This window comes from Nocardia sp. NPDC050717 (assembly GCF_040654275.1).
In the GTDB taxonomy this organism is placed as follows: Bacteria; Actinomycetota; Actinomycetes; order Mycobacteriales; family Mycobacteriaceae; genus Nocardia.
The window spans coordinates 116,718-138,976 of the sequence record NZ_JBFAHR010000003.1; the positions used below are offsets into that span (position 1 = coordinate 116,718).

Below are 22,259 nucleotides of genomic sequence, written 5' to 3' on the forward strand. Positions count from 1 at the left end.
TCAGCGATCCTGCGGCACCGGTTCGAGCAACTGCGGCCGCGGCTCCGGCGCGGCCGCCCGCAGCGCGTCGGCGGACGCGTCGTCGGGCTGGGTCTGGGATTCGATCTCGGCCCTGACCCTGGCCTGGTAGTTGGCCACCTCGCGGTCGATCTCGTCGACATCCCACCCGAGGACGGGCGCGACGAGATGGGCCACCTGCTCGGCGCAGTGCGCGCCCCGATCGGGGTATTCGATCGAGATGCGGGTGCGGCGGGCCAGGATGTCGTCCAGGTGCAGCGCGCCCTCGGCCACCGCGGCGTACACGGCCTCGACCTGCAGATAGGCGGGTGCGTCGGTGATCGGTTGCAGCAGTTCGGGTTTGCCGACGGCCAGCGAGAGCACCTCGTCGACCACCGAGCCGTAGCGGTCGAGCAGGTGCGTCATCCGGTAGGGGTGCACGCCGTAGTGCTCGGCCAGCTGCACGGTCTGGTTCACCAGGGCGAAGTAGCCGTCGGCGCCGAGCAGCGCCACCTTCTCGGTGATCGACGGCGAGACCCGCGCCGGAATGTCCTGTGCCGCTTCGTCCATCGCGTCGGCGGCCATCACCCGATAGGTGGTGTACTTGCCGCCGGCGATGCTCACCAGTCCCGGCGCGACCCTGGCCACGGCGTGCTCGCGCGACAGCTTGGAGGTCTCGTCGCTCTCGCCGGCCAGCAGCGGCCGCAGGCCCGCGTAGACGCCGTCGATGTCGGCGTGGGTGAGCGGGGTGACCAGCACCTCGTTCACCCGGTCCAGCAGGTAGTCGATGTCGGCCTTGGTGGCCGCCGGGTGGGCGAGGTCGAGGTTCCAGTCGGTGTCGGTGGTGCCGATGATCCAGTGCGCGCCCCACGGGATGACGAACAGCACCGAGGTGGCGGTGCGCAGGATGATCGCCGCGTCGCTGACGATCCGGTCCCGCGGCACCACGATGTGCACGCCCTTGGACGCGCGCACATGGAATCGGCCGCGTTGCCGCGACAGGCTCTGCACCTCGTCGGTCCACACGCCGGTCGCGTTGATCACCACGTTCGCGCGCGCCTCGGCGGTGCGCCCGTCTTCAGTGTCGCGCAGCTTCACCCCGACCACCCGGTCGGCCTCCCTGAGCAGGCCGACGACCTGGGTGGAGGTCCGGATGACCGCGCCGTAGTGGGCGGCGGTGCGGGCCACGGTCATGGTGTGGCGGGCGTCGTCGACGACGGTGTCGAAGTAGGTGACACCGCCGATCAGCGAATCCCGGCGCAGGCCCGGCGCCAGCCGCAGCGCGCCGTGCCTGGTCAGATGATGCTGTCCCGGAACGGATTTCGCGCCGCCCATCGTGTCGTAGAGGGTCAGGCCCGCGGCGACGTAGGGCCGCTCCCAGATCCGGTGGGTGAGCGGGTACAGGAACCGCAGCGGCTTCACCAGGTGCGGCGCCAGCGTCGACAGCGCCAGCTCGCGCTCCTTGAGCGCCTCCCTGACCAGCCCGAATTCGAGCTGTTCGAGATAGCGCAGCCCGCCGTGGAACATCTTCGACGAGCGACTCGACGTGCCCGAGGCCAGGTCGCGAGCCTCCACCAGCGCCACCGACAGGCCGCGGGTGGCCGCGTCGAGCGCGATGCCCGCCCCGACGACGCCGCCGCCGATGACCAGCACATCGAACTGATCCTTGCCGAGGCGCTCCCAGGCAGTGCGGCGCTGCTCGGGGCCGAGCTGCCCGGGGCCGAGCCGCGAACCGCCCGCGACCAACTCCCCCGGGTGCAGGAACGGGAACTCCGGTGTCTGCGACATGCTGGACTCCTCGCCGACCGGGCGGCCGGTTCGGCCGACAGTGGGGTGGGGCGCCGGGCCACGTCCGGCACCGCTGCGTACACGCTAAACGTAGTGCCTCGGCGGCGCGCGCGACGCCTACGGCGGGGCGTGGCTGCCGACTACCGGCCAGTCGACGCCGGTATCGAAGCTCGCGAGTGGCGCCGGCGGGCCGGTCCGCTTGGGTAACCTGCTGCCATGCGTCGCTATGTGGCCGCCATCGATCAGGGCACGACTTCGAGTCGCTGCATCGTCTTCGACCGGCAGGGCCGGATCGTCGGGACCGCGCAGCGGGAACATCGGCAGATCTTCCCGAAGCCGGGCTGGGTCGAGCACGATCCGGTGGAGGTCTGGCGCAATACCGAATGGGTGCTCGGCGCGGCGCTGGGCAACAGCGGCTGTTCGGCGGGCGACCTGGCCGCCATCGGCATCACCAACCAGCGCGAGACGACCGTCGTCTGGGATCGGGCGACCGGGGAGCCGGTGTACAACGCGATCGTCTGGCAGGACACCCGCACCGATCAGCTGTGCGCCGAACTCGCAGGCGACCAGGGCCCGCAGCGCTACGCCGACCGCACCGGCCTGCCGCTGTCGACCTATTTCGCCGGGCCGAAGCTGCGCTGGATCCTCGACAATGTCGACGGTGTGCGGGCCAGGGCCGAGGCGGGCGACCTGTGTTTCGGCACGATGGACACCTGGGTGCTGTGGAAACTGACCGGCGAGCACCTCACCGACGTCACCAACGCCTCGCGCACCATGCTGATGGATCTGCGCACGCTGCAATGGGATTCGCGGATCTGCGCCGAGTTCGGCATCCCGGAGTCGCTGCTGCCGCGCATCCGCAGTTCCTCGGAGGTGTACGCGGAGATCCACGCGGGACCGTTCGCGGGCGCACCGGTCGCCGGGATCCTCGGCGATCAGCAGGCCGCCACCTTCGGCCAGGCCTGCCTGTCGCCCGGCGAGGCCAAGAACACCTATGGCACGGGCAATTTCATGCTGCTCAACACCGGGACGACACCGGTGTTCAGCAAGCACGGCCTGCTCACCACCGCCTGCTACCAGCTCGGCGACGCACCGGCCGTCTACGCGCTGGAAGGATCGATCGCCGTCACCGGGTCGCTGGTGCAGTGGCTGCGCGACAACCTCGGCATCATCGGCTCGGCGGCGGAGGTGGAGCCGCTGGCCCGCAGCGTCGACGACAACGGCGGCACCTACTTCGTGCCCGCGTTCTCCGGGCTGTTCGCGCCGCGCTGGCGGCCCGACGCGCGCGGTGTGGTCGCCGGACTCACCCGCTTCGTCACCAAGGCCCACCTGGCCAGGGCCGCACTGGAATCCACCGCCTTCCAGACCCGCGAGGTGGTCGACGCCATGCGCGCCGACGCCGCCGCCCAGCACCTCGACCTGGAACTGACCACCCTCAAGGTCGACGGCGGCATGACCGGCAACGACCTGCTCATGCAGTTCCAGGCCGACATCCTCGACGTCCCCGTGGTCCGCCCCGTCGTCAGCGAGACCACCGCCCTCGGCGCCGCCTACGCCGCAGGCCTGGCCGTCGGCTACTGGTCCGGCCTCGACGACCTGCGCGCCAACTGGATCGCCGACCACACCTGGACCCCCGCGATGCCCGAAGCCGAACGCACCCGGCGCTACACCGAATGGAACAAGGCCGTCGAACGCACCTACGACTGGGTGTGAGTCACGGGAGGCCGTCGAGCAGCGCGGCCAGTTCGCGTGCCCTGAGGACGACGCCCACGTGGCCCGCGGACAGGCTGTGCACGTCGAAGGGGTTGTCCGGGGTGAGACGGTCCGCGTCGGCGATCATGCGGGTGACCAGCGCGGCGGAGAGCACGTTGTCCTCGGTGAGGCGGATATAGCTGCGCGGCACCCGGCCCCATCGTTCGGCACCGACCCTGGCATCGGCGAACTGGGTGTGCGCGCCGTCCTCGTGCTGCATCCCGAACTCGAGCACCGCGAGGGTCTGCGCCAAGGTCGCCTCGGGCATGTTGACGAGCCGGAAGTTCTCGACGGCGGCGAGATCGGCTGACCGCAGATTGAAGCGAATGATCCCGGGCGGCACCGCGTCGAGGCCGAGGAACAGCGAATGCGCGGGATCCGGCGCGGGGACGCCCTCGGCGGCCTCGGGCAGCTGCGCGAGCGCCATCGCGCTGGGGGCCTCGGCCGTGGTCGGGCAGAACGCCGACAGGTAGACCAGCCGATGGATGTCGTCCGGAATCTCCTCCGCCACCAGCCCGATCGTCACCCCACCCAGGCTGTGCCCGACCAGCACCACCGGCCCGTGCCGCCGCACCTGCCGCACCACCTCGACCACGTGAGACACATTGTCCCGCAGCGTGATTTGCGCCAGCGGCGACTCAGCGGCGGTGAACCCCGCGACGTCCTGCGGGGCCTGGTACGACATCCGGAACGGTGCATCCAACCCGTGCCCTGGTAGATCCACCGCTACCGCCCGATGCCCGAGCAACGCCAGCTCCCGCACCACCGGCGCCCAATAGAACCCGGTACTCGCCAGCCCGTGCACGAACACGAATATCGGTGCGGACGAATCCTTTTCGATGGACTGAGCCGATTCGGTCACCACGATCGGTTACCCGCCGTACCAGGAGATCAACCCTGCGCGAACTCGCCGTGGCAGGTCATCGCTGGGGACCGGTATCGAATTCAGTCGCGGGCAGCCTTTGCCAAGCGGGTGACGGCTTCGGTGAGGGTGGGTTCGTCGGAGGTGGTGAAGCACAGGCGCATCGAGGAGCCGTAGGCGTCGGAGACGGCGAAGGCGGAGCCGGGGACGTAGGCGACGCCGGCCTCGAGGGCGGCGGGGAGGAGGGCGGTCGTGTCGGTGCCGTCGGTGAAGTCGGCCCAGACGAACATGCCGCCGGTGGCGTCGGTGCAGGTCACGCGGTCGCCGAAGGTGGTGCGGACGGCGTCGACCAGGGACTTCGCGCGGGCGCCGTAGGCGGTGCGGATCGAATTCACGTGGGCGGCGAGCCAGTCGGTGTCGGTGAGCAGATCCGTGGCGATGCGGTGTGTGAGCGCGGAACCGCAGAGATCGGCGCCCTGCTTGAGGAGTTCCACCGCGCGACAGACTCGATCGGGGGCCACCATCCAGCCGACGCGGAGGGCGGGCGCGAGGATCTTCGAGACGCTGGAGAGCCGGATCACCTGGGGCGAGTAGGCGGCGAGCGGGGCCGGGGCAGGCGCGTCGAACCACAGTTCGCCGTACGGGTCGTCCTCGATGATCCAGAACCCGTGCGCCTCAGCGAGTTCCGCGAGGCGGCGGCGCCGCTCGGGCGCGAGCGTGACGCCACCGGGGTTGTGGAAATTGGAGACGGTGTGGACGACAGCGGGACGCTCGCCCGCAGCCAGCAGTTCCTCCAGCGCGTCCACCCGCATGCCGTCACGATCCAGTGGCACCGCGACGATGCGCGCGCCCGCGGCCCGGAACACCTGCAGCGCACCGACATACGCGGGATCCTCGACGACCACCAGCGCGCCCGGATCGAGCAGCACCTCGGCGAGCAACGACAGCGCCTGCTGCGAGCCGTGGGTGATGAACACCTCGGCCTCCGGCACCGCCCGCCCGACCCTGGCCGACTCCCTGGCCGCGAGCACCGCGCGCAGCGCGGGCCAGCCGGGCGACTCGGTGTACTGCAGGACCGCGGCGTCGTCCAACGCGGCCGCCGCGGCGGTGGCGATCCGCTCCCGTGGCATCAGCGCGGCGTCCGGCAGGCCACCGGCCAGACTGATGACATCGGCGCGCGCGGTGAGCTTGAGCAGGTCCCGGATCGCCGAGCTCTGCAGACCCGCGAGCTTGCCCGCCAATGCTGGAGTGGTCTGCGACATGGGAACCTCCGGGGACGACAAGGGGAGCAATCATCCTACGATTGCATATCGTCCACCAGAATGTGAAATTGCAGTCCCAAACACTGAGACGTTAGCGCGCGGTGATCGACTTGACCTGCCACTTTCCGTCGGTGTTGGTGGTGACGATCTCCTGCTTGTACACGATCGCCGAACCGTCCGGATGCCATTCGCGCAGTTCGACGTCGTAGCGGCCGACCGAGGTCTCGCGCATCCGCACGCAGTGCGTGGACCCGGCGGGGATCAGGTCGTCGATCGCCTTCTGGATCGTCTCGGCGGGCGAGATGTTCTCGGCGTCGGGCGCCACGTACTCGCGCACCTTGGCGCCGGAACGGTCGACATAGAAGGCGTACTGGAAGCCGAGGATGGCCTTGGCACCGGTCGAGGTGTCGCCGGGGCCGTTGCCCACGGTGACCGCCTGCTCCGACATCGCCTTGCACTCGGTGGGCGAGGCCACGGACGGGATCGGCGCCGCGGTCACGCCGGGGTCGTCCCCGCCGCCCCGCTTGACCAGGCCGATCGTCAGCACCAGCGCGACGACGAGCAGCACGGCCGCGGCCGCGCCACCGATGATCCAGCGCAGCCGCCGATCGGATTCCTTGGTCTTGTGCTGCTCGGCGGCGGGCGTCACGGGGTTCTTCGGCGCGAGCCGCCGCGCGATCGGATCGTCGGCCCACGACAGCCCGGCCTCCGGTGGCTTCGGCACGGCCCCGCCCTCGTCGGGACTGTTCCACCAGGCCTTGTCCTCGGCGTCGTCGGCGCCGGGGGCGCGCTCGGGCTGGCGCACGATGTCCGGAGTGGACATACGCACGGTCTCCGGCGCCGGTTCGGCGGCGGGCGCCTGCGCGCGCGGGCCCGGCTTGTCGCGCCGGATCACCTCGGTGGCCTCGCGGCCGGATGAGACCGGCACCGCGTCACCGAACGGCGAACCCTCCCTGCGCTCACCGCTGAAGCGAACGGTCTGATCCTCCGACGGCGCGGAGACGCGCGGATCAGGCGCGCCGAACGGCGACGCGTCCGGGGCGCGGGGCGGCACCGGCGGCGGCGTGGCGACCGCGTCGCCGAAGACGGACGTGGGCGCGGAACGCGGCGGCTGCACCGGGCCGCGCGGGGGCATGGTGGGCGGACCCGGCGGCGGAGCGACCGGCGGCGTTCCCGCGACGGGCGCACCGAACGGGCCCGGCGGTGGAGTCGCCGGCGAGGGACCGGGAGCACCGGCCGGACGCCAGCCCATTTCCGGCAACGTGCCCGGCGGCGTCGGCGGCGGGGCGGCCAGCGGCGCGCCGAAACCCGCGGCGTCGTCGAGCGGCGGGCCGAAATCGCTTACCGGAGGACCGAATTCGGCCCCGGGCCGCCGCTCGCCGCGCTCGTTGTCGTCACCGTCGGTGCCCAATTCCAATCCTTTCCCCAGAACACACGTGTGGGGCGGTCGCATCCGACCGCCCCACACGACGTACTGCGTGTCAGTACTGGAGCGAGCCACCCCACTGGGTGGTGACACCTGCGACGTTCACCGTCTGAAGCAGCTCCCCCGGCACGGGCAGTGTAGCCTTCGCGGCCGCTTCCATCGCGGCGACGCCGCCCGGCTGCGCCTTGATCCAGTTCTCGACCGCCGCCTTGGCCAGGTTGGCCTGGGTGGTGTCGAGCACGGTGACCGTGGTGTTGTCGGCACGGCCGTCGCCACCGGTGTAGCTGGTGACCTTGACCGAGTTCTCGCCGATGTACTCGACCGAGACGCCCGCGTCACCGAAACCGGTCGGCGTGCGGTAGCCGACGGTGCCGACGTAGCCGGACGCGTTGTTGTAGTGATGGGTGTTGACCACACCGGGCAGCACACCGCCGCCGTCGACGGAGACGCCGAGCTCCTGGTGCGGACCTTCCATCTCGACGACCGGCGCGGCCGGAGCGTCGGCGAAGTGCGGGGCCTGCCAGGTCGGCGTCTGGACGAGCTGGTCGGAACCCTCGGCCTCGGCGCCTTCCTCGGTCGGCGCGCTCGGCTGGGTCTGCGACGGCTGCGCGGGCTGACCCTGCGACTGCTGGCCGGGGGTGGTGCCACCCTGCTGCCCCGGAGTCGTGCCCGGCTGGCCGGGAGTGGTCTCCTGCTCAGGGGTGGTGCCGGCGCGCTCCGGCTGCACGGCCGACTGCGCCTCGCCGTTCTGGCCGGTCTGACCCGGCACCGGCAGCGGCGCGACACGCGGGGTGGTGACGCCCGGCTGGCTCGGCGTCGGCGTGGCAGGCGTGGCCTGGCCCGGCTGACCCGGCGCGGGGCTGGTGACGCCCGGCTGGGCCGGGGTCGGCTTGGTCTCGCCCGGCTTCTTCTCGCCCGGCTTCGCGTTCTCCGGAGTCTCCTGCTCGGGGGACTCCGGGGCCTCGCTCTGGTTGGTGCCCGGCTGCGCGGGAGCCGGCGTGGCCGGCGTCGTCGGCTGGTCGCTGGGGACCGCGCCGGCGGGGGCCGCAAGGAGGGTTGCCACTGCGGCCGCGGCAGCCAGGGGCAACGACGTGCTTGCCATCGCTCGCTGCGCCCGACTCGGCTTACGATGCTTCACTTTTCGCTTATCCCTTTCCCGGAGGGAATCCCCCACTACTCCACCACGCGATCGATGCCGATCGCGCCTCGGCCGTGAGTCAACCACATGAGGCCGAGACAGGCAACGCGGCAGTAGGTTTCACGGAACCCCTGACGACCCTTGGCGAACAAGACAATTCGATACGGGCGCGCCAGAGTGATCCGTTTCACATTTCGGCGGCGGCACTCAGTCCAGATCGTCGTGGCGCATCAGCAAACGTCCGGCTTCGGTGACCGAACCGGTGAGCGAGGGGTACACCGAGAACGTCTGCGCCAGATCGGTGACGGTGAGGTTGTTCTGCACCGCCAGCGCGATCGGCAGGATCAGCTCCGAGGCGATCGGCGCGACGACGACACCGCCGATCACCACGCCGGTCGCCGGGCGGCAGAAGATCTTCACGAAGCCGCGGCGCAGCCCCGACATCTTGGCGCGCGGATTGGTGTTGAGCGGCAGCATCACCGTGCGGGCCGGCACCTCGCCGTTGTCGATGGCGGTCTGGCTCACCCCGACGGTCGCGATCTCGGGACGGGTGAACACCGCGGAGGCGACCGTCTTGAGCCGGATCGGGCTCACGCCCTCGCCGAGGGCGTGGTACATCGCGATCCGGCCCTGCATCGCGGCCACCGAGGCCAGCGGCAGCAGGCCGGTGCAGTCACCCGCGGCGTAGATGCCGGGCACCGAGGTGCGCGAGACCCGGTCCACCCGCAGGTAGCCGCCGCGATCGAGCTCGATGCCGACCCGGTCGAGGCCGAGGTGCTCGGTGTTGGGGGTGGAACCGACCGTCATCAGGGCGTGCGAGCCGGTGACCGTGCGGCCGTCGGACAGCTTCACCACGATGCCGTCGGCGGTGCGCTCGACCGCGTCGGCGCGGGCGTGCTTGACCAGCTCGACGCCGCGCTCGGCCAGCGCCTCCTCGAGCACGAGGGCCGCGTCGGCGTCCTCGCCGGGCAGCACGCGGTCCCGGCTGGAGACCAGCTTCACCCGCACACCCATCTCGGTGTAGGCGGAGACGAACTCGGCACCGGTGACGCCGGAACCTACCACCACCAGGGTTTCCGGGAGTTCGTGCAGGTCGTAGAGCTGGCGCCAGTTCAGGATGCGCTCACCGTCGGGTTCGGCGCCGGGCAGCACGCGCGGGCTGGCGCCGGTGGCGATGAGCACGACCTCGGCCTCGAACTCCTCGGTGCTGCCGTCGGCCAGGGTCGCGCGCACCCGATGCGCCAAACCGGCGGCGGGACCGACCAATTCGCCACGCCCGGCCAGCAGCTGCACCCCGGCGGCCTGCAGCTTGGCGCGGATGTCGGAGGACTGGGCCAGCGCGAGGGCCTTCACGCGGCCGTTCACCTCGGGCAGATGCACCTGTGCCTGGCTGGCGTCGAGGGTGATGCCGAGATCGCGCGCGCGGCGCAGGTCGGTGCGCAGGCCGGTCGAGGCGATGAAGGTCTTGGAGGGCACGCAATCCCACAGCACACACGCGCCGCCGATGCCGTCGGCGTCGACCAGGGTCACCGAGGCCCCGTGCTGCGCGGCCACCAGTGCCGCCTCGTATCCCGCCGGTCCGCCACCGATGATCGCAATCCGTGCCACAGCCACGCTCCCTGTATTCGCCGCAACGGCCGCGCCCCTTGTGAGGACCCGCCCGTACTGTCGCCCCATCATTTCAGGTGCGCGAGGACGACCAGGGCCCGGATCGGTGAACGTGTTCGGCGTGTTCGACGGCGCCACGACTGTGACCGTCAGCCGATCTGGGTGGGAGACGGGAATTCCGCTGCTGTTATTGGCTACAGTTCGTCAGGTGCCGATCTATGCCGCTTACGGGTCCAACATGGACTCGACGCAGATGCTGGAACGCTGCCCGCATTCGCCCATGTCCGGGACCGGGTGGCTGGAAGGTTGGCGCCTGACCTTCGCCGGTGACGACATCGGCTGGGAAGGGCCGTTGGCCACCGTCGTCGAGGATCCGGGCTCCCGGGTGTTCGTCGTCCTCTACGACGTCTCCCCCGAGGACGAGGAGCGCCTCGACCGCTGGGAGGGCTCGGACTTCGGGATCCACAAGAAGATCAGGCTGCGGGTCACCGGCACCCAGGGTGAATCCCGGCTGGCCTGGCTGTACGTGCTCGACGCCTACGAGGGTGGGCTGCCGTCGGCGCGCTACATCGGCGTCATCGCCGACGCGGCCGAAAAGGCCGGCGCCCCTGAGGAATACGTGCACGCCCTGCGCACCCGCAACAGTAAGAACGTCGGCCCGGGCGCCTGAGCGCCGCTCCGCGGATTCAGGCCGGACCCGCCGGCCGCTGACGTGACGTCGGCGGCCGGCGGTCATCCCATGGACGAGTCAGCCCGGTGAGTTACCCGTGTTCTCCGGTGCTGCTCGGGGCCTGCAGGATGATGTTCGTCAAGGTGCGGACACCGACCGCCAAGGCGCGTTCGTCGATGTCGAACGTGGGCTGGTGCAGGTCGAGTTGTTCGCCGGTGCCCGACCAGACGCCGAGGCGGCCCATGGCGCCGGGGGCCTCCTCCAGGTACCAGGAGAAGTCCTCGCCGCCGCCGGACTGCGGGGTGTCGGCCAGCGCGTCCGGGCCGAGGGCCAGGATCGCGTTCTCGAACATCAGCGCCGAGGTCGGGTCGTTTACCACCGGCGGCACGCCGCGCTTGTAGTTGAGCTGGAAGCGCACTCCCGTGGGGGCGAGCAGGCTGTCGACGATCTCGCGGACCAGCGGTTCGAGCTCCAGCCAGGTGGCGTGGTCGCCGGTGCGGACGGTGCCGGTGAGCATGCCGGTCTGCGGGATGGCGTTGGGCGCCTTGCCCGCGCTCACCGCGCCCCAGACCATCACGGTGCTGGTCCGCGGGTCGACCCGGCGGCTCAGCAGCCCGGGCAGGCCGGTGATGACGGTGCCGATCGCGTACACCAGATCGCTGGTGAGATGCGGGCGCGAGGTGTGCCCGCCCGGCGAGTCGAGGACGAGTTCGACCGTGTCGGCGGCGGAGGTGATCGCGCCGGTGCGCATGCCCACCTTGCCGACCTCGAGCCGCGGGTCGCAGTGCAGCGCGAAGATCCGGTCGACGCCACGCATGGCGCCCGCCGCGACGACGTCGAGCGCGCCGCCCGGCATCACCTCCTCGGCGGGCTGGAACACCAGCCGCACGCCCACCGGCAGCTTGTCCTCGGCCTCGGCCAGCGCCAGCGCGGCGCCGAGCAGCACCGTGGTGTGCGCGTCGTGCCCGCAGGCGTGCGAGACGCCCGGCACGGTGGAGGCGAAACTCAGGCCGGTGAACTCCTGCATCGGCAGGGCGTCCATGTCGGCGCGCAACGCGATCCGCGGGGCGTCGGTGGGGCCGAGATCGCAGATCAAGCCGGTGCCGCCGGGCAGCACCTCCCAGCTCAGGCCCGCCTTGGTGAGCCAGCCCGAGACGAACTCGGTGGTGGCGAACTCCGCGCGCGACAGTTCCGGATTGGCGTGGATGTGCCTGCGCCACTGCACCAGGTCGGCGGTGTGCTCGGCCAGCCACGCGTCGACGATTTCCGCTCCTGACATCTCGATTCGCTCGGCGTCCGGCATGGTCGGACAGGCCGCGTTCTCGCGCATCACCGAGTGGACGTCCACGTCCATCGATAGCGGCTCGGCGCCTGCGCGCGCGGTGCCCGAATAGCCGGAAATGCTCACCGAATGTCCTCCTGTCGTTCGACCAGCCGTTGCAACAACCTGTCTCTGTGTACTTCATCGCGTGCCACCGCGACAGCGGTACGCGCCAACGCGAGCGCGCCGTCGAGCACCGCCCGATCGGCCGAGGCGTTCACCGCGGCGGCGGCGAAGTCCGGCTGATGGGTCACCGCGCCACCGGCGTCGATGCCGATCACCGGGTGGATACCGGGGATGACGTTGGTGACATTGCCCATGTCGGTGCTCCCGAGCGGTCGCAGCACCTCGAGCTCGGGCGCGATCGGCGCCCTGCCCAGTCCGGTGATCTGCGCGCGGTAGGCAGCCGAGAGAACCGGATCGGGGGTGAGCTCGGTATAGGTGGGCGCGAGCGTCCGTATGTCGTGCGTGCAGCCGGTCGCCAGGGCGCCCGCCTCGAAACACGCCTTCGCTCGGCGCATCAGGTCGTCGAGTGACGCGGAGTCGGCCGCGCGGAGGTAGTACAGCAATTCCGCCCGTCCGGGCACGATGTTGGGGGCTACGCCGCCGTCGGACACTATACCGTGCAGCTGCTGACCAGGCCGCAGATGCTGGCGCAGCAAGCCGACCGCGACCTGGGTCAACGTCACCGCGTCGCCGGCGTTGCGGCCCAGTTCCGGCGCGGCGCTGGCATGCGCCTCGCGGCCGTGGAAGGTGATGGCGAGGTCGGCCAGGGCCAGCGAGCGCGCGCCGACGATGTCGGCGGGACCCGGGTGAACCATCATCGCCATCGCGATGTCGTCGAAGGCGCCCGCCTCGAGCATGAGCACCTTGCCGCCGCCGCTCTCCTCGGCGGGCGTGCCGAGCACGACGACGGTGAGACCCAGCTGATCGGCGACCTCGGCGAGGCCGAGCGCGGCGCCGACCGTGGATGCGGCGATGATGTTGTGCCCGCAGGCGTGCCCGATCTCGGGCAGCGCGTCGTATTCGGCGCACAGGCCCACCGTGAGCTGCCCGCCGCCGTAGACGGCACGGAAGGCGGTCGGCAGGCCCGCGACCCCGGTGGTCACCGCGAAACCCCGCTCGACCAGCGGCGCGAGCACCTTGGCGACGCTGCGCGTCTCGGCGAAGGCCAGCTCGGGTTCGGCGTGAATCGCGTGCGAGAGCCCGATCAACTCCGCCGACGCCGCGGTGATCGCGGCGTCGCAGGTGGTGGCCGAGAATTCGCCGGTGCGCGAGAGTGCCATACCCCCAGTCTCGCATCAGGGGGTGTCACGGGCGCACCGGCGAGCGGTCAGCTGCCGAAGGGCAGGTTCTCCGGGGTCACCGGGGTGGCCAGCGCGGCCAGCGTCTCGGCGTGCAGCGCGGCCTTGATCACCGGGGTGATCGGCTTGCGCAGGCTGGTCAGCGCGGCAGCCTGCGCGACGGCGGTGGACAGCACCGCGTCGGCGTCGGCCTTGGCGTCGACGATGCCGGCGGCGATCGCCTCGTCGGCGGCGAAACGGTGCCCGGTGGTCATCGCCCGCACACAGACCTGGTTGGCGAGACGGCCCTTGAGCAGGCCGTTCATCCCGACGGTGAAGGGCATGCCCAGGTGCACCTCCGGCAGCGACCAGAAGCCGCGGTCGCCGCGCATCACCCGGAAGTCGTGCGCGGTGGCCAGCATGGCGCCCGCGCCGAACGCGTGCCCGTTGACGGCGGCGACGGTCGGCATCGGGAAGGTCAGCAGCCGGGTGTACAGGGTGTGCACGCGGTCGAGGTAGCCGTGGATCTTGTCGAGGTTGCCGAAGACCCAGTCGGTGTCGAGGCCGTTGCTGTAGAACTTGCCGGTCGCCACGGTGACCAGCGCGGCGGCACCCTCGGAGGCCTCGACCTCGTCGAGGGCGGCGTGGAAGGCGTCCATCCAGGCCAGCGAGAAACGGTTCTCGTTGTCGGTCTCGCCCTCGTTCCCGAGGTACAGCACGAACACGTCACCGGAGCGCTCCAAATACGGCATGCGGGAAGAATAAACCGCAGCTGGGCAGCTACCTACTTGCGGGTAGGCAGCGCCCGTACCGATAGGCGCCATCGACGCCCACCGGCCCCGCACCCCCGACCTCGAGGAGGGGCGGCCGCGCAGCGGCCGGTTCGCGGCCGGGTCGCCGGTCAGGTGCCGTGGCGCAGGCGACGAAGGAGCAAGCCGCGGTGCCTGACCGGCGGCCCCTCGGGGCCGTGAACACGCGGCGCCCGCGCCGCTAGACTCTCAGCATGCTTGCCGAACAGGCCGCTCAGGCGATCGCCGAACGTACGGGAGTGCCGCGTCATCGCGTCGCCGTGGTGCTGGGATCGGGGTGGCAGGAGGCAGCCGCCGAGATCGGCGCACCGCATGCCTCGATCGCCATGCCGGAGCTGCCCGGCTTCGGCAAACCCAGCGCGCAGGGTCACGGCGGGATGATCCATTCGATCCCGGTCAACGACGATCACGTGCTGCTGCTGATGGGCCGCCAGCACCTGTACGAGGGCTACACCCCCCAGCAGGTGGTGCACCCGGTGACGTCGGCGATCGCGGCGGGCGCGGAGATCGTGCTGCTCACCAATGCCGCGGGCGGGATCAGGCCCGGCCTGCGGGTCGGCGAACCGGTGCTGATCGCCGATCACCTCAATCTCACCGCGCGCACCCCGCTCGAGGGCGCCCGGTTCGTCGACCTGGTCGACGCGTGGGATCCGGAGCTGCGCGCGGTCGCCAGGGAGATCGATCCCAGCCTGACCGAGGGCGTCTACGCCGGGCTCACCGGCCCGCAGTACGAGACGCCCGCCGAGATCCGCATGCTGGCCACCCTCGGCGCCGATCTGGTCGGCATGTCGACGGTGCTCGAGGCGATCGAGGCCCGCTCGCGGGGTGCGCGGGTACTCGGCATCTCGCTGGTGACGAACCTGGCGGCCGGTGTCACCGGTGAACATCTGTCGCACGCGGAGGTGCTCGCCGAGGGGCAGGCCGCCGCGCCCCGCCTCGGCAAGCTGCTGCGCGGGATCCTGGAGCGCGTCTAGATGCTGCGGTTCGGGACCGCGGGCCTGCGCGGACCGCTGCGCGAGGGCCCGGACGGGATGAACGTGACCACCGTGTCGCGGGCGACGGCCGGTGTCGCGGCCTGGCTGCGCGAGCGGTGCCTCGGTGGCGGCGCGATCGTCGTCGGGCGCGACGCCAGGCACGGTTCGGCGGAGTTCGCCACGGCGACCGCCGAGATCTTCACCGCGGCGGGCTTCCCGGTGACGCTGCTGCCCGAACCGGTGCCGACGCCGGTGGTGGCGTTCGCGGTGAAGCGGCTCGGCGCGGTGGCCGGTGTGCAGGTCACCGCCTCGCACAATCCGCCCGCCGACAACGGCTACAAGGTGTACCTGGACGGCGGCTCCCAGCTCATCGCGCCCGCCGACACCGAGATCGAGCGGTGCATCGAGGCTGCCACCGAACCCATTGCGCGACAGCCCGTTTCCCCCTCCGGCACGGAACTCGTCGACGAGTATCTCGCGCGCGTCGCCGAACTGCCGCGCGTGCTCGGCGGCGCGGGCGAGCGGGCCGGGGTGCGGATCGCGCTGACGGCCCTGCACGGCGTCGGCGGCGAGCTCGCGGTCCGGGCGCTGGCCGCGGCCGGGTTCACCGATGTGCACGTGGTCGACGAGCAGTTCGCGCCCGACCCCGACTTCCCCACCGTCGCCTTCCCCAACCCCGAGGAACCGGGCGCCGCCGATCTGCTGCTCGCGCTGGCCGCGCGGGTCGACGCCGATGTCGCGATCGCCCTCGATCCCGACGCCGACCGCTGTGCCGTCGGCGTGCCGGGCCCGGATGGTTGGCACATGCTGCGCGGCGACGAAACCGGGGTGCTACTGGCCGATTACGTGCTGCGCACCGCACCCGCCGACGCGCTGGTGGCCACCACGATCGTCTCCTCCCGGCTGCTCTCGCGGCTGGCGCCCGCGCGCTCGGCCCGCTACGCCGAGACGCTCACCGGCTTCAAATGGCTGGCCAGGGCGGGCGAGGGCCTGGTGTACGCGTACGAGGAGGCGATCGGGCACTGCGTCGACCCGGCCACCGTGCGGGACAAGGACGGCATCTCCGCCGCGGTCTCGGCCGCCGACCTGGTCGCCCTGCTGAAGGCGGCCGGCCGGACCCTCCAGGACGAACTCGATTCCTACGCGGTCGAATTCGGTCTGCACGCCGGTGACCAGGTGTCGCTGCGCCTGCCCGATCAGGCCACCGCGATCGCCCTGACGGCGGCCCTGCGCGCCGCCCCGCCCAGCGAGATCGCCGGCACCCCGGTGAAGTTCACCGACCAGGCCCAGGTCCGCGGGCGGTTGCGCACCGACGCGCTGGTCTTCGACGCCGACGACTTCCGCATCGTCATCCGCCCGTCCGGCACCGAGCCGAAACTCAAGTGCTACCTGGAGGTGTTCGCCCCGGTCCCCGACCAGGCCGCGCTCCCGGCCGCCCGCATCGCGGCCGCCGACCGCCTCGCCGAGCTCGCCGCCTACTGCCGGTCGCTCGGCTAGACCACGCTGTCGCCGGGCAGCTTCGGGGACGAGAACACGCCACGAACGTCCGTCGGCAGCTCCGCGACCGGCAACGGCTCGGTGTCCCGATGGCCGTGCTCACCCGAGCAGTGCTGAAACGGCCCCGACGACGAGAGCAACACCCGCACATGGGGATCCGCGTGGTCGAGGAGCCACTGGCTGATACCGCACGCACCGACGCGCCTGCAGTACTCCCAGGACTGCCAGAGCGCGTGCAACCGCACCACCGCGCCCGGATGCCGCCACCATTGCGGGCACCAGTGGATCTGCTCACCGCGGTAACCCACGTCGTCGCCGACCAGGATCACGAAATACCCGGTGACCCACTCCATCAGGTCGTCGTAGGCCGTTCTGACCGGCTCGTCCCCGCTGTCTTCACCACTCCCCATAGAGGCAGGATCGCACAGGGCCCGCCGACCGGCAGCGGATTCAGCGTGGGCCGAACTGCCGGTCGCCAGCGTCGCCGAGGCCGGGGACGATGTAGGCGTTCTCGTTGAGCTTCTCGTCGACGGCGGCGGTGACCAGTCGAACGGGCAGGCCCGAGTCGGCCAGGGCGGCAACGCCTTCGGGCGCGGAGACGACGCAGACCGCGGTGATGTCGGTGGCGCCGCGGGCGACGAGCAGTTCGAGGGTGTGGCGCATCGAGCCGCCGGTGGCGAGCATCGGGTCGAGCACGAAGACCGGCAGCTCGGACAGGTCGGCGGGCAGCGATTCCAGGTAGGGCACGGGCTGATGGGTGTCCTCGTCGCGCGCGATGCCGACGAAGCCGACCCTGGCCTCGGGGACGAGATCGGCGGCGGCGTAGACCATGCCGAGTCCGGCCCGCAGCACCGGGACCAGCAGCGGCGGCGCGGCGAGCCGGACCCCCTCGGTGACCGCGACCGGCGTGTCGATGGGCGCGCGCACGACCGGCGCGTCGCGCAGGGCCTCGTACATGAGGATGCCGGTGAGGTCGCGCAACGCGGTGCGGAAGGCGGCGTTGTCGGTACGGGCGTCCCGCATGGTGCTCAGCAGGGCCGCGGCGAGCGGATGGTCGACGGTGTCGGTGCGCATGAAAAAACGATAGGGTCACCAGGCGCTCCTGGTACGGCCACCGGGGAAATTTCGCGGTCGAGGGAACCGGGAGCGGCCTCGGTGCGTCGAACCATGTGAGTGACGTACTCTGCCCGGGAACTCGAGGATTGGGGGAAGTTCGATGCCAAAGATGTCGGCCGATGCCGAGGGCATCATCGCCTACAGCGCGACAGCCGAAGTCATGGCCACCGACCTGGCGACAGCGGCCGCGGGCTCGGTGGCCTCCGATCCCACCGTGCTCGGCCCCATCATGGGCCTGATCGGCGGCGACTTCGTGGCCGCCTACTCCGCGGCGCACGCCGGTCACGTCGCCGCGATCGCCCAGCTCTCGGCCGTGATGGCCAGCATGGGCGCCGCCACCGCGGGCGCGGCGACCACGCTGGTCGACACCGACCTCAACAACGCGGCGCCGATCACCGCGCTGACGGGCGACATCGGGACCGGCGCATGATCGACCTCAGCGGGCTGGCCCAGCCGCTCTACGATCTGCTGTCGAGCTTCGGCCTCAACGTCTCCGGCACCGGCGGCGCCTCCGACGGACTGCGCTCGACCTCGACCAATCTCGACCAGATCTATCAGCTCGGCCGCACCGGCATCAACAACGTGAACACCGCGTGGGACGGCCAGGCCGTCGACGCGGCCACGGCCAAAGCCCTGCGCGTGCAGAACTCCTCGGCCAACCTGTCCGACACCGGCAACGAGATGGCGACCGTGGTCGACCAGGCCGCCGCGTACGTGGAGACCGGGCAGAAGGACCTCGACACCATCGTCAACTCGTTCCTCAGCGATGTGTCCGCGCTCAGTCCCACTCTCGGCACCCCGGTCGGCCTGGCCGCGGTCGTGAGCTCGGCGATCGACCACATCGGCCAGGGCCTCGGCGTCGTCGGCCGCGTGCAGGACGAGCTGGGCACCCAGACCGCCGCGATCCAGGAGCTCACCCCCGCGCCGTCGAGCACCTCGCTGGCGAGCGTGTCCTCGGGCGCGAGCGGCCTCGCCTCGACGGCGTCCAGCCTGCTCTCCGGCAGCGGCAGCACGGTGCTCAGCGCGGTGTCGTCCGGGTTGTCCACCGCCATGAGCGGCACCTCGAACGGGTCGAAGACGGCCACCTCGGGTGGCAACAACGGCAGCAAGACCCCGACCGGCTCGTCGGCGGGTTCCTCGACCGGCTCCGCCGACGGCACCGGCGTCAAGATCACCCTGCCCGACGGCAGCGTGGTCGAGGCGCCCAACGAGGAGGCCGCGACCGCGGTGCGCTCGGCCATCAGCGCCGTCGGCACGCCGTACGTGTGGGGCGGCAACACCCCGGGCTCCGGCATCGACTGCAGCGGGCTCACCAAGTACGCCTACGGGGAGGCCGGGGTGGAGCTGCCCCGGCTCGCGCAGGAACAGCACATCGGACATCCTCAGGTTTCCCCCGGTGATCTGATGCCGGGCGACCTGGCCGTGTGGGACGGCCACGTCGCCATGGTGGTCGGCAACGGGCAGCTCGTCGAGGCCGGTGACCCGGTCTCGATCAGTTCCATCCGAACGGAGAACAGTGGCATGGAGTTCTACGGCTTCTACAGGCCTACCTCATGACCGGCACGCCGATCCCCGAGGTTCCCAATGTGGAATCCGCGGTCAGCACCAACCGGTCGGGCACGATCTCGGTCCGCGCGACCAGCATGGGTCTGCCCATCGCGATCAAGTTCGAGCGCAGCGAATACCAGTACGGCGCGCAGGCGCTCGCCGATGAGATCCTGCGACTGACCAGACGCTCGACCATCGCCGCCGCCGCCAGGCTGCGCGAGATCTACAGCGAGCAGGCACAGATCCCCGATCACCTGCTCGACCGGATGAACCTGCCGACCCGCCGCCAGGCGGTCGACGAGCTCGACCGCATCGACGACGCCGACACCGGCCAGACGAGTTGGATGAGGCCGCTGTGAGCGCGGAAATGGACGCCCTGGTCGCCGGGGTCACCGGCAAGCTCGAGGCGCTGGAGGCGGCGCTGTACGGGCTGAAGCAGGTCAACGGACGCTTCACCACCGAGGACGGACTGGTCACCGCCGAGGTGAACAGCGACGGCGCCCTGGTCGCGCTGACCCTCGACGAGGGCATCACCGCACTGGCCCCCGCCGAGGCCTCGCAGCTCATCCTGCACGCCTGCAAGCAGGCCACCGAGACGGCCGGTTCGGCACGTTCCAACATCATTGCGACACTGAACGAATCACTCACCGGGTCGGCGCCGAAGGCGTCGGAGCAATTGGCACCCGGGCCGGATAGTGCGCGGGGCTGAAGGTCGATAGGCTTCGCGTCATGGCTTCTGGAGACATCGTCCCGATCGAGCTCGGTCTGACCGATGGCGATCTCGTCACCCTGTGGGCACCGCGCTGGCGCGACGGTGACGACGAGTGGGAGGCGTTCCTCGGTCACGAGGACGACCTCTACGGATTCGAGTCCGTTGCGGAGCTGGCGGCGTTCATCCGCACCAACTCCGACAACGACCTCGTCGACCACCCCGCCTGGGCGATCATCGCCGGGCTGTCGGCCGCCGAGCTGGAGCCGGAGGAGAACTTCAGCTTCGATCTGGTCGCCGTGCCCGAGCTCGCCGCGGGCGATCCGGATGTCGAGGTCGTCGGCGAGCTCGAGGACACCCTGGCGATGGTGCGCAACATCGGCGAGGTGTGCGAGCTCGACGTGGTGACGAAGTTCTTCGGCTCCAACCCGGTGCTCGACACCCTGGCAGGCGGTGTGAACACCTACGCCGGGCGCGACGGCGAGGAGCTGTGGGACCAGATCGGCGCCGCGATCGTCAAGGGCTGGGACGACGTGCTCGACGCGATCGACGGTGTGGTCACCACGCCCGAGGTCGACGCGGCCGCGGTCGCGGTCGCCGAGGCCGAGCTGCTGGCCGCCGAGGAGAACGAGGTCGACGCCGACGACGCCGCCGAGGAGGACGAGGAGTTCGAGCCCGTCGACCTCGACGCCGAGGACGACGACGAAGACGACGAGGACGACTCCTTCTGGCACGAGGTCGGCATCGACCCGGTCAAGATCGTCACCTCCGACGGCGAGCACTACACGCTGCGCTGCTACCTCGACGACGAGCCGATCTTCCTCGGCAACGGCCGCACCATCACCGTGTTCGGTTCCGAGCGGGCGCTGGCGCGGTACCTGGCCGACGATCACGAGCACGAGCTGGCGCGCGTCTCCACCTTCGCCGACGTGCAGACCGCGGCGGTGGACGGTTCGCTCGAGGTCGAGGTGACCGACGAGAACGTGTACGTGCTCACCGGTCTGGTCGACGACCTGGCCGAGGGTCCGGAAGCGGTCGACATCGAACAGCTCGACCTGGCGGTCGAACTGTTCAGCGACGCGGCCGACTACGCCGACGACGACAGCGTGGAACAGGCGCTGGCGCCGTCGAACCCGCTCGGCTGGTACGTCTCCTACCTGCTCAACCCCGACCCGAACCGGATGGCGCCGAACCCGCCGTTCGCCGCGGAGGCGCAGAGCTTCCGCGAGCTGCAGCGCGCCTTCGAAGCGCGGCTGATCAGCGAATAGACCGGGCAACGGGGTGGGCGCGAGCCCACCCCGTTTCCGTCAACCCACCAGCACCGCGTACCCGGGCTTGATCACCTCGTCGATGATCTCGAGCCGGTCGGGGAACGGGATGAACGCCGACTTCATGGCGTTGATGGTGAACCGCTCCAGATCGCTCCAGCCGTACCCGAAGGTCGTCACGAGCTTGAGCATCTCCTCGCTCATGCTGGTGTCGCTCATCAGCCGGTTGTCGGTGTTCACCGTGACGCGGAACCGCAGTCGGGCCAGCAGGTCGAACGGGTGCTTGTCGAGCGAGGGCACCGCGCCGGTCTGCACATTCGACGACGGGCACAGCTCGAGCGGTACGCGCATGTCGCGCACATAGTTGGCGACGAGGCCGAGCTGGGCGTCCGCGATCTCGCCCCCCGGCACGCTGATGTCGTCGGTGATGCGCACGCCGTGGCCGAGCCGGTCGCAGCCGCAGAACGCCAGCGCCTCGTGGATCGACGGCAGGCCGAACGCCTCCCCCGCGTGAATCGTGAAGTGCGCGTGATTGGCCCGCAGATATTCGAACGCGTCGAGGTGACGGGTGGGCGGGTACCCGGCCTCGGCGCCCGCGATGTCGAACCCGCCGACGCCGCGATCGCGGAACCGCACCGTCAGCTCCGCGATCTCGCGGGACCGCGCCGCGTGCCGCATGGCGGTGAGCAGACAGGTCACCCGGATGCGGTGGCCCTGTTCGGCCGCGATCGCCTCACCCTCGCGGAACCCTTCGATGGTGTGCTCGACGACCTCGTCGAGGGTGAGGCCCTTCTCCAGGTGCTGTTCGGGCGCGAACCGCACCTCGGCGTAGACCACGCCGTCGGCGGCGAGGTCGATCGCGCATTCGCGCGCCACCCGGCGCAAACCCTCCGGGGTCTGCATCACGGCGACCGTGTGCGCGAAGGTCTCCAGGTACAGCTCCAGCGATCCGCTGTCGGCGGCATCGCGGAACCACGCGCCGAGACTCTCGGCATCGTGGGCGGGTAATTCGTCATAGCCGCAGTCGGCGGCGAGCTCGAGCACCGTCGCGGGCCGCAGACCACCGTCGAGGTGATCGTGCAGCAGGGCCTTCGGTGCGCGTCGGATCGAAGCAAGGTCTAGGGGCGCCGGTCCAGTCATGTTTAGACGGTAGCCGTGCGGGCGGTTCCCGGCAGCGAACTCGCGCCGTGGCAACCGTCTCGTTGACTACCCGACCGGTGACGGACCAGTG

The 22,259-nt window shown here is 70.8% G+C and carries 21 protein-coding genes; 9 read left to right on the forward strand and 12 right to left on the reverse strand.

The features are described from left to right. Positions 1 to 1,785, reverse strand: a complete 1,785-nt coding sequence (gene glpD, locus AB0H56_RS08945) for a glycerol-3-phosphate dehydrogenase (protein WP_357159448.1) — start codon at positions 1,783 to 1,785, stop codon at positions 1 to 3. Positions 1,786 to 2,001: 216 nt separating this feature from the next. Between glpD and glpK the strand changes: the two genes are divergently transcribed. After that, a complete protein-coding gene (gene glpK, locus AB0H56_RS08950) occupies positions 2,002 to 3,498 on the forward strand; it encodes a glycerol kinase GlpK (RefSeq protein ID WP_357159451.1) in 1,497 nt (498 codons plus the stop codon). A gap of 1 nt (position 3,499) precedes the next feature. On the opposite strand, the gene AB0H56_RS08955 is transcribed toward glpK, so the two are convergent. The 5 genes from AB0H56_RS08955 to AB0H56_RS08975 all read right to left on the reverse strand — a co-directional run bounded on the left by AB0H56_RS08955 (position 3,500) and on the right by AB0H56_RS08975 (position 9,833). Further along, entirely contained in the window at positions 3,500 to 4,399 is a 900-nt protein-coding gene (locus tag AB0H56_RS08955) for an alpha/beta fold hydrolase (RefSeq protein ID WP_357159453.1), read from the reverse strand. Between the two features lie 83 nt (positions 4,400 to 4,482). Then, a complete protein-coding gene (locus tag AB0H56_RS08960) occupies positions 4,483 to 5,661 on the reverse strand; it encodes a PLP-dependent aminotransferase family protein (protein ID WP_357159456.1) in 1,179 nt (392 codons plus the stop codon). 91 nt (positions 5,662 to 5,752) lie between these two features. Then, positions 5,753 to 7,072 carry a hypothetical protein gene (locus tag AB0H56_RS08965; protein ID WP_357159459.1) on the reverse strand — a complete coding sequence of 440 codons (1,320 nt, stop codon included), beginning with the start codon at positions 7,070 to 7,072 and terminating at the stop codon, positions 5,753 to 5,755. Positions 7,073 to 7,142: 70 nt separating this feature from the next. Continuing rightward, on the reverse strand, positions 7,143 to 8,189 hold the full coding sequence (locus AB0H56_RS08970) for a hypothetical protein (RefSeq protein ID WP_357159461.1): 1,047 nt from the start codon (positions 8,187 to 8,189) through the stop codon (positions 7,143 to 7,145). A 243-nt stretch (positions 8,190 to 8,432) separates the two neighbouring features. Further along, entirely contained in the window at positions 8,433 to 9,833 is a 1,401-nt protein-coding gene (locus AB0H56_RS08975; protein WP_232996825.1) for an NAD(P)H-quinone dehydrogenase, read from the reverse strand. Positions 9,834 to 10,041: 208 nt separating this feature from the next. On the opposite strand from AB0H56_RS08975, the gene AB0H56_RS08980 reads away from it, so the two are divergent. Next, positions 10,042 to 10,503, forward strand: a complete 462-nt coding sequence (locus tag AB0H56_RS08980; RefSeq protein WP_110036999.1) for a gamma-glutamylcyclotransferase — start codon at positions 10,042 to 10,044, stop codon at positions 10,501 to 10,503. Positions 10,504 to 10,594: 91 nt separating this feature from the next. On the opposite strand, the gene AB0H56_RS08985 is transcribed toward AB0H56_RS08980, so the two are convergent. From AB0H56_RS08985 to AB0H56_RS08995, 3 genes are all read right to left on the reverse strand, one after another. Beyond that, positions 10,595 to 11,782 (reverse strand): M20 family metallopeptidase, encoded by a 1,188-nt coding sequence (locus AB0H56_RS08985; RefSeq protein ID WP_357160248.1) that lies wholly within the window; start codon positions 11,780 to 11,782, stop codon positions 10,595 to 10,597. A 125-nt stretch (positions 11,783 to 11,907) separates the two neighbouring features. Further along, complete coding sequence (locus AB0H56_RS08990; protein ID WP_357159466.1) at positions 11,908 to 13,110, reverse strand: M20 family metallopeptidase; 1,203 nt, start codon at positions 13,108 to 13,110, stop codon at positions 11,908 to 11,910. A 47-nt stretch (positions 13,111 to 13,157) separates the two neighbouring features. Continuing rightward, positions 13,158 to 13,859 (reverse strand): enoyl-CoA hydratase/isomerase family protein, encoded by a 702-nt coding sequence (locus AB0H56_RS08995; RefSeq protein WP_357159469.1) that lies wholly within the window; start codon positions 13,857 to 13,859, stop codon positions 13,158 to 13,160. 251 nt (positions 13,860 to 14,110) lie between these two features. Here AB0H56_RS08995 and AB0H56_RS09000 point away from each other — a divergent pair, with 251 nt between their 5' ends. Further along, positions 14,111 to 14,890 (forward strand): purine-nucleoside phosphorylase, encoded by a 780-nt coding sequence (locus tag AB0H56_RS09000; RefSeq protein WP_357159472.1) that lies wholly within the window; start codon positions 14,111 to 14,113, stop codon positions 14,888 to 14,890. Continuing rightward, positions 14,891 to 16,387, forward strand: coding sequence for a phospho-sugar mutase (locus AB0H56_RS09005; protein ID WP_357159475.1), 1,497 nt, complete (start codon positions 14,891 to 14,893; stop codon positions 16,385 to 16,387). Here AB0H56_RS09005 and AB0H56_RS09010 read toward each other — a convergent pair. Together AB0H56_RS09010 and upp are read right to left on the reverse strand one after the other, a co-directional pair. Further along, positions 16,384 to 16,797, reverse strand: a complete 414-nt coding sequence (locus AB0H56_RS09010; protein WP_357159478.1) for a DUF4913 domain-containing protein — start codon at positions 16,795 to 16,797, stop codon at positions 16,384 to 16,386. The genes AB0H56_RS09005 and AB0H56_RS09010 overlap by 4 nt on opposite strands. 40 nt (positions 16,798 to 16,837) lie before the next feature. Further along, positions 16,838 to 17,461, reverse strand: coding sequence for a uracil phosphoribosyltransferase (upp, locus tag AB0H56_RS09015; RefSeq protein ID WP_357159480.1), 624 nt, complete (start codon positions 17,459 to 17,461; stop codon positions 16,838 to 16,840). A gap of 142 nt (positions 17,462 to 17,603) precedes the next feature. On the opposite strand from upp, the gene AB0H56_RS09020 reads away from it, so the two are divergent. The 5 genes from AB0H56_RS09020 to AB0H56_RS09040 are packed head-to-tail and all read left to right on the forward strand — an operon-like array spanning position 17,604 to position 21,028. After that, positions 17,604 to 17,933 (forward strand): hypothetical protein, encoded by a 330-nt coding sequence (locus AB0H56_RS09020; RefSeq protein ID WP_232996818.1) that lies wholly within the window; start codon positions 17,604 to 17,606, stop codon positions 17,931 to 17,933. Beyond that, the gene (locus tag AB0H56_RS09025) at positions 17,930 to 19,060 is read left to right on the forward strand and encodes a C40 family peptidase (protein WP_357159483.1); all 1,131 of its coding nucleotides are present in this window, start codon (positions 17,930 to 17,932) and stop codon (positions 19,058 to 19,060) included. The genes AB0H56_RS09020 and AB0H56_RS09025 overlap by 4 nt, the downstream gene beginning before the upstream one ends. After that, the gene (locus AB0H56_RS09030) at positions 19,057 to 19,410 is read left to right on the forward strand and encodes a hypothetical protein (protein WP_110037008.1); all 354 of its coding nucleotides are present in this window, start codon (positions 19,057 to 19,059) and stop codon (positions 19,408 to 19,410) included. Before AB0H56_RS09025 ends, AB0H56_RS09030 begins: the two co-directional genes overlap by 4 nt. After that, on the forward strand, positions 19,407 to 19,760 hold the full coding sequence (locus AB0H56_RS09035; RefSeq protein ID WP_232996815.1) for a YbaB/EbfC family nucleoid-associated protein: 354 nt from the start codon (positions 19,407 to 19,409) through the stop codon (positions 19,758 to 19,760). Before AB0H56_RS09030 ends, AB0H56_RS09035 begins: the two co-directional genes overlap by 4 nt. 20 nt (positions 19,761 to 19,780) lie before the next feature. Beyond that, complete coding sequence (locus AB0H56_RS09040) at positions 19,781 to 21,028, forward strand: primosomal protein (RefSeq protein ID WP_357159487.1); 1,248 nt, start codon at positions 19,781 to 19,783, stop codon at positions 21,026 to 21,028. A 39-nt stretch (positions 21,029 to 21,067) separates the two neighbouring features. Here the strand turns inward: AB0H56_RS09040 and AB0H56_RS09045 are convergent, their stop codons facing one another. Next, positions 21,068 to 22,168 carry an adenosine deaminase gene (locus AB0H56_RS09045; RefSeq protein ID WP_110037011.1) on the reverse strand — a complete coding sequence of 367 codons (1,101 nt, stop codon included), beginning with the start codon at positions 22,166 to 22,168 and terminating at the stop codon, positions 21,068 to 21,070. Positions 22,169 to 22,259 lie beyond the last annotated feature (91 nt).

What these genes read in the sequence shown, in the direction of transcription:
- glpD (WP_357159448.1), bottom strand. Translation starts at nt 1,785, where the DNA reads ATGTCGCAGACACCGGAGTTCCCGTTCCTGCACCCGGGGGAGTTGGTC.
- glpK (WP_357159451.1), top strand. Translation starts at nt 2,002, where the DNA reads ATGCGTCGCTATGTGGCCGCCATCGATCAGGGCACGACTTCGAGTCGC.
- AB0H56_RS08960 (WP_357159456.1), bottom strand. Translation starts at nt 5,661, where the DNA reads ATGTCGCAGACCACTCCAGCATTGGCGGGCAAGCTCGCGGGTCTGCAG.
- AB0H56_RS08970 (WP_357159461.1), bottom strand. Translation starts at nt 8,189, where the DNA reads ATGGCAAGCACGTCGTTGCCCCTGGCTGCCGCGGCCGCAGTGGCAACC.
- AB0H56_RS08985 (WP_357160248.1), bottom strand. Translation starts at nt 11,782, where the DNA reads ATGTCAGGAGCGGAAATCGTCGACGCGTGGCTGGCCGAGCACACCGCC.
- AB0H56_RS08990 (WP_357159466.1), bottom strand. Translation starts at nt 13,110, where the DNA reads ATGGCACTCTCGCGCACCGGCGAATTCTCGGCCACCACCTGCGACGCC.
- AB0H56_RS08995 (WP_357159469.1), bottom strand. Translation starts at nt 13,859, where the DNA reads ATGCCGTATTTGGAGCGCTCCGGTGACGTGTTCGTGCTGTACCTCGGG.
- AB0H56_RS09000 (WP_357159472.1), top strand. Translation starts at nt 14,111, where the DNA reads ATGCTTGCCGAACAGGCCGCTCAGGCGATCGCCGAACGTACGGGAGTG.
- AB0H56_RS09005 (WP_357159475.1), top strand. Translation starts at nt 14,891, where the DNA reads ATGCTGCGGTTCGGGACCGCGGGCCTGCGCGGACCGCTGCGCGAGGGC.
- AB0H56_RS09010 (WP_357159478.1), bottom strand. Translation starts at nt 16,797, where the DNA reads ATGGGGAGTGGTGAAGACAGCGGGGACGAGCCGGTCAGAACGGCCTAC.
- upp (WP_357159480.1), bottom strand. Translation starts at nt 17,461, where the DNA reads ATGCGCACCGACACCGTCGACCATCCGCTCGCCGCGGCCCTGCTGAGC.
- AB0H56_RS09020 (WP_232996818.1), top strand. Translation starts at nt 17,604, where the DNA reads ATGCCAAAGATGTCGGCCGATGCCGAGGGCATCATCGCCTACAGCGCG.
- AB0H56_RS09025 (WP_357159483.1), top strand. Translation starts at nt 17,930, where the DNA reads ATGATCGACCTCAGCGGGCTGGCCCAGCCGCTCTACGATCTGCTGTCG.
- AB0H56_RS09030 (WP_110037008.1), top strand. Translation starts at nt 19,057, where the DNA reads ATGACCGGCACGCCGATCCCCGAGGTTCCCAATGTGGAATCCGCGGTC.
- AB0H56_RS09040 (WP_357159487.1), top strand. Translation starts at nt 19,781, where the DNA reads ATGGCTTCTGGAGACATCGTCCCGATCGAGCTCGGTCTGACCGATGGC.
- AB0H56_RS09045 (WP_110037011.1), bottom strand. Translation starts at nt 22,168, where the DNA reads ATGACTGGACCGGCGCCCCTAGACCTTGCTTCGATCCGACGCGCACCG.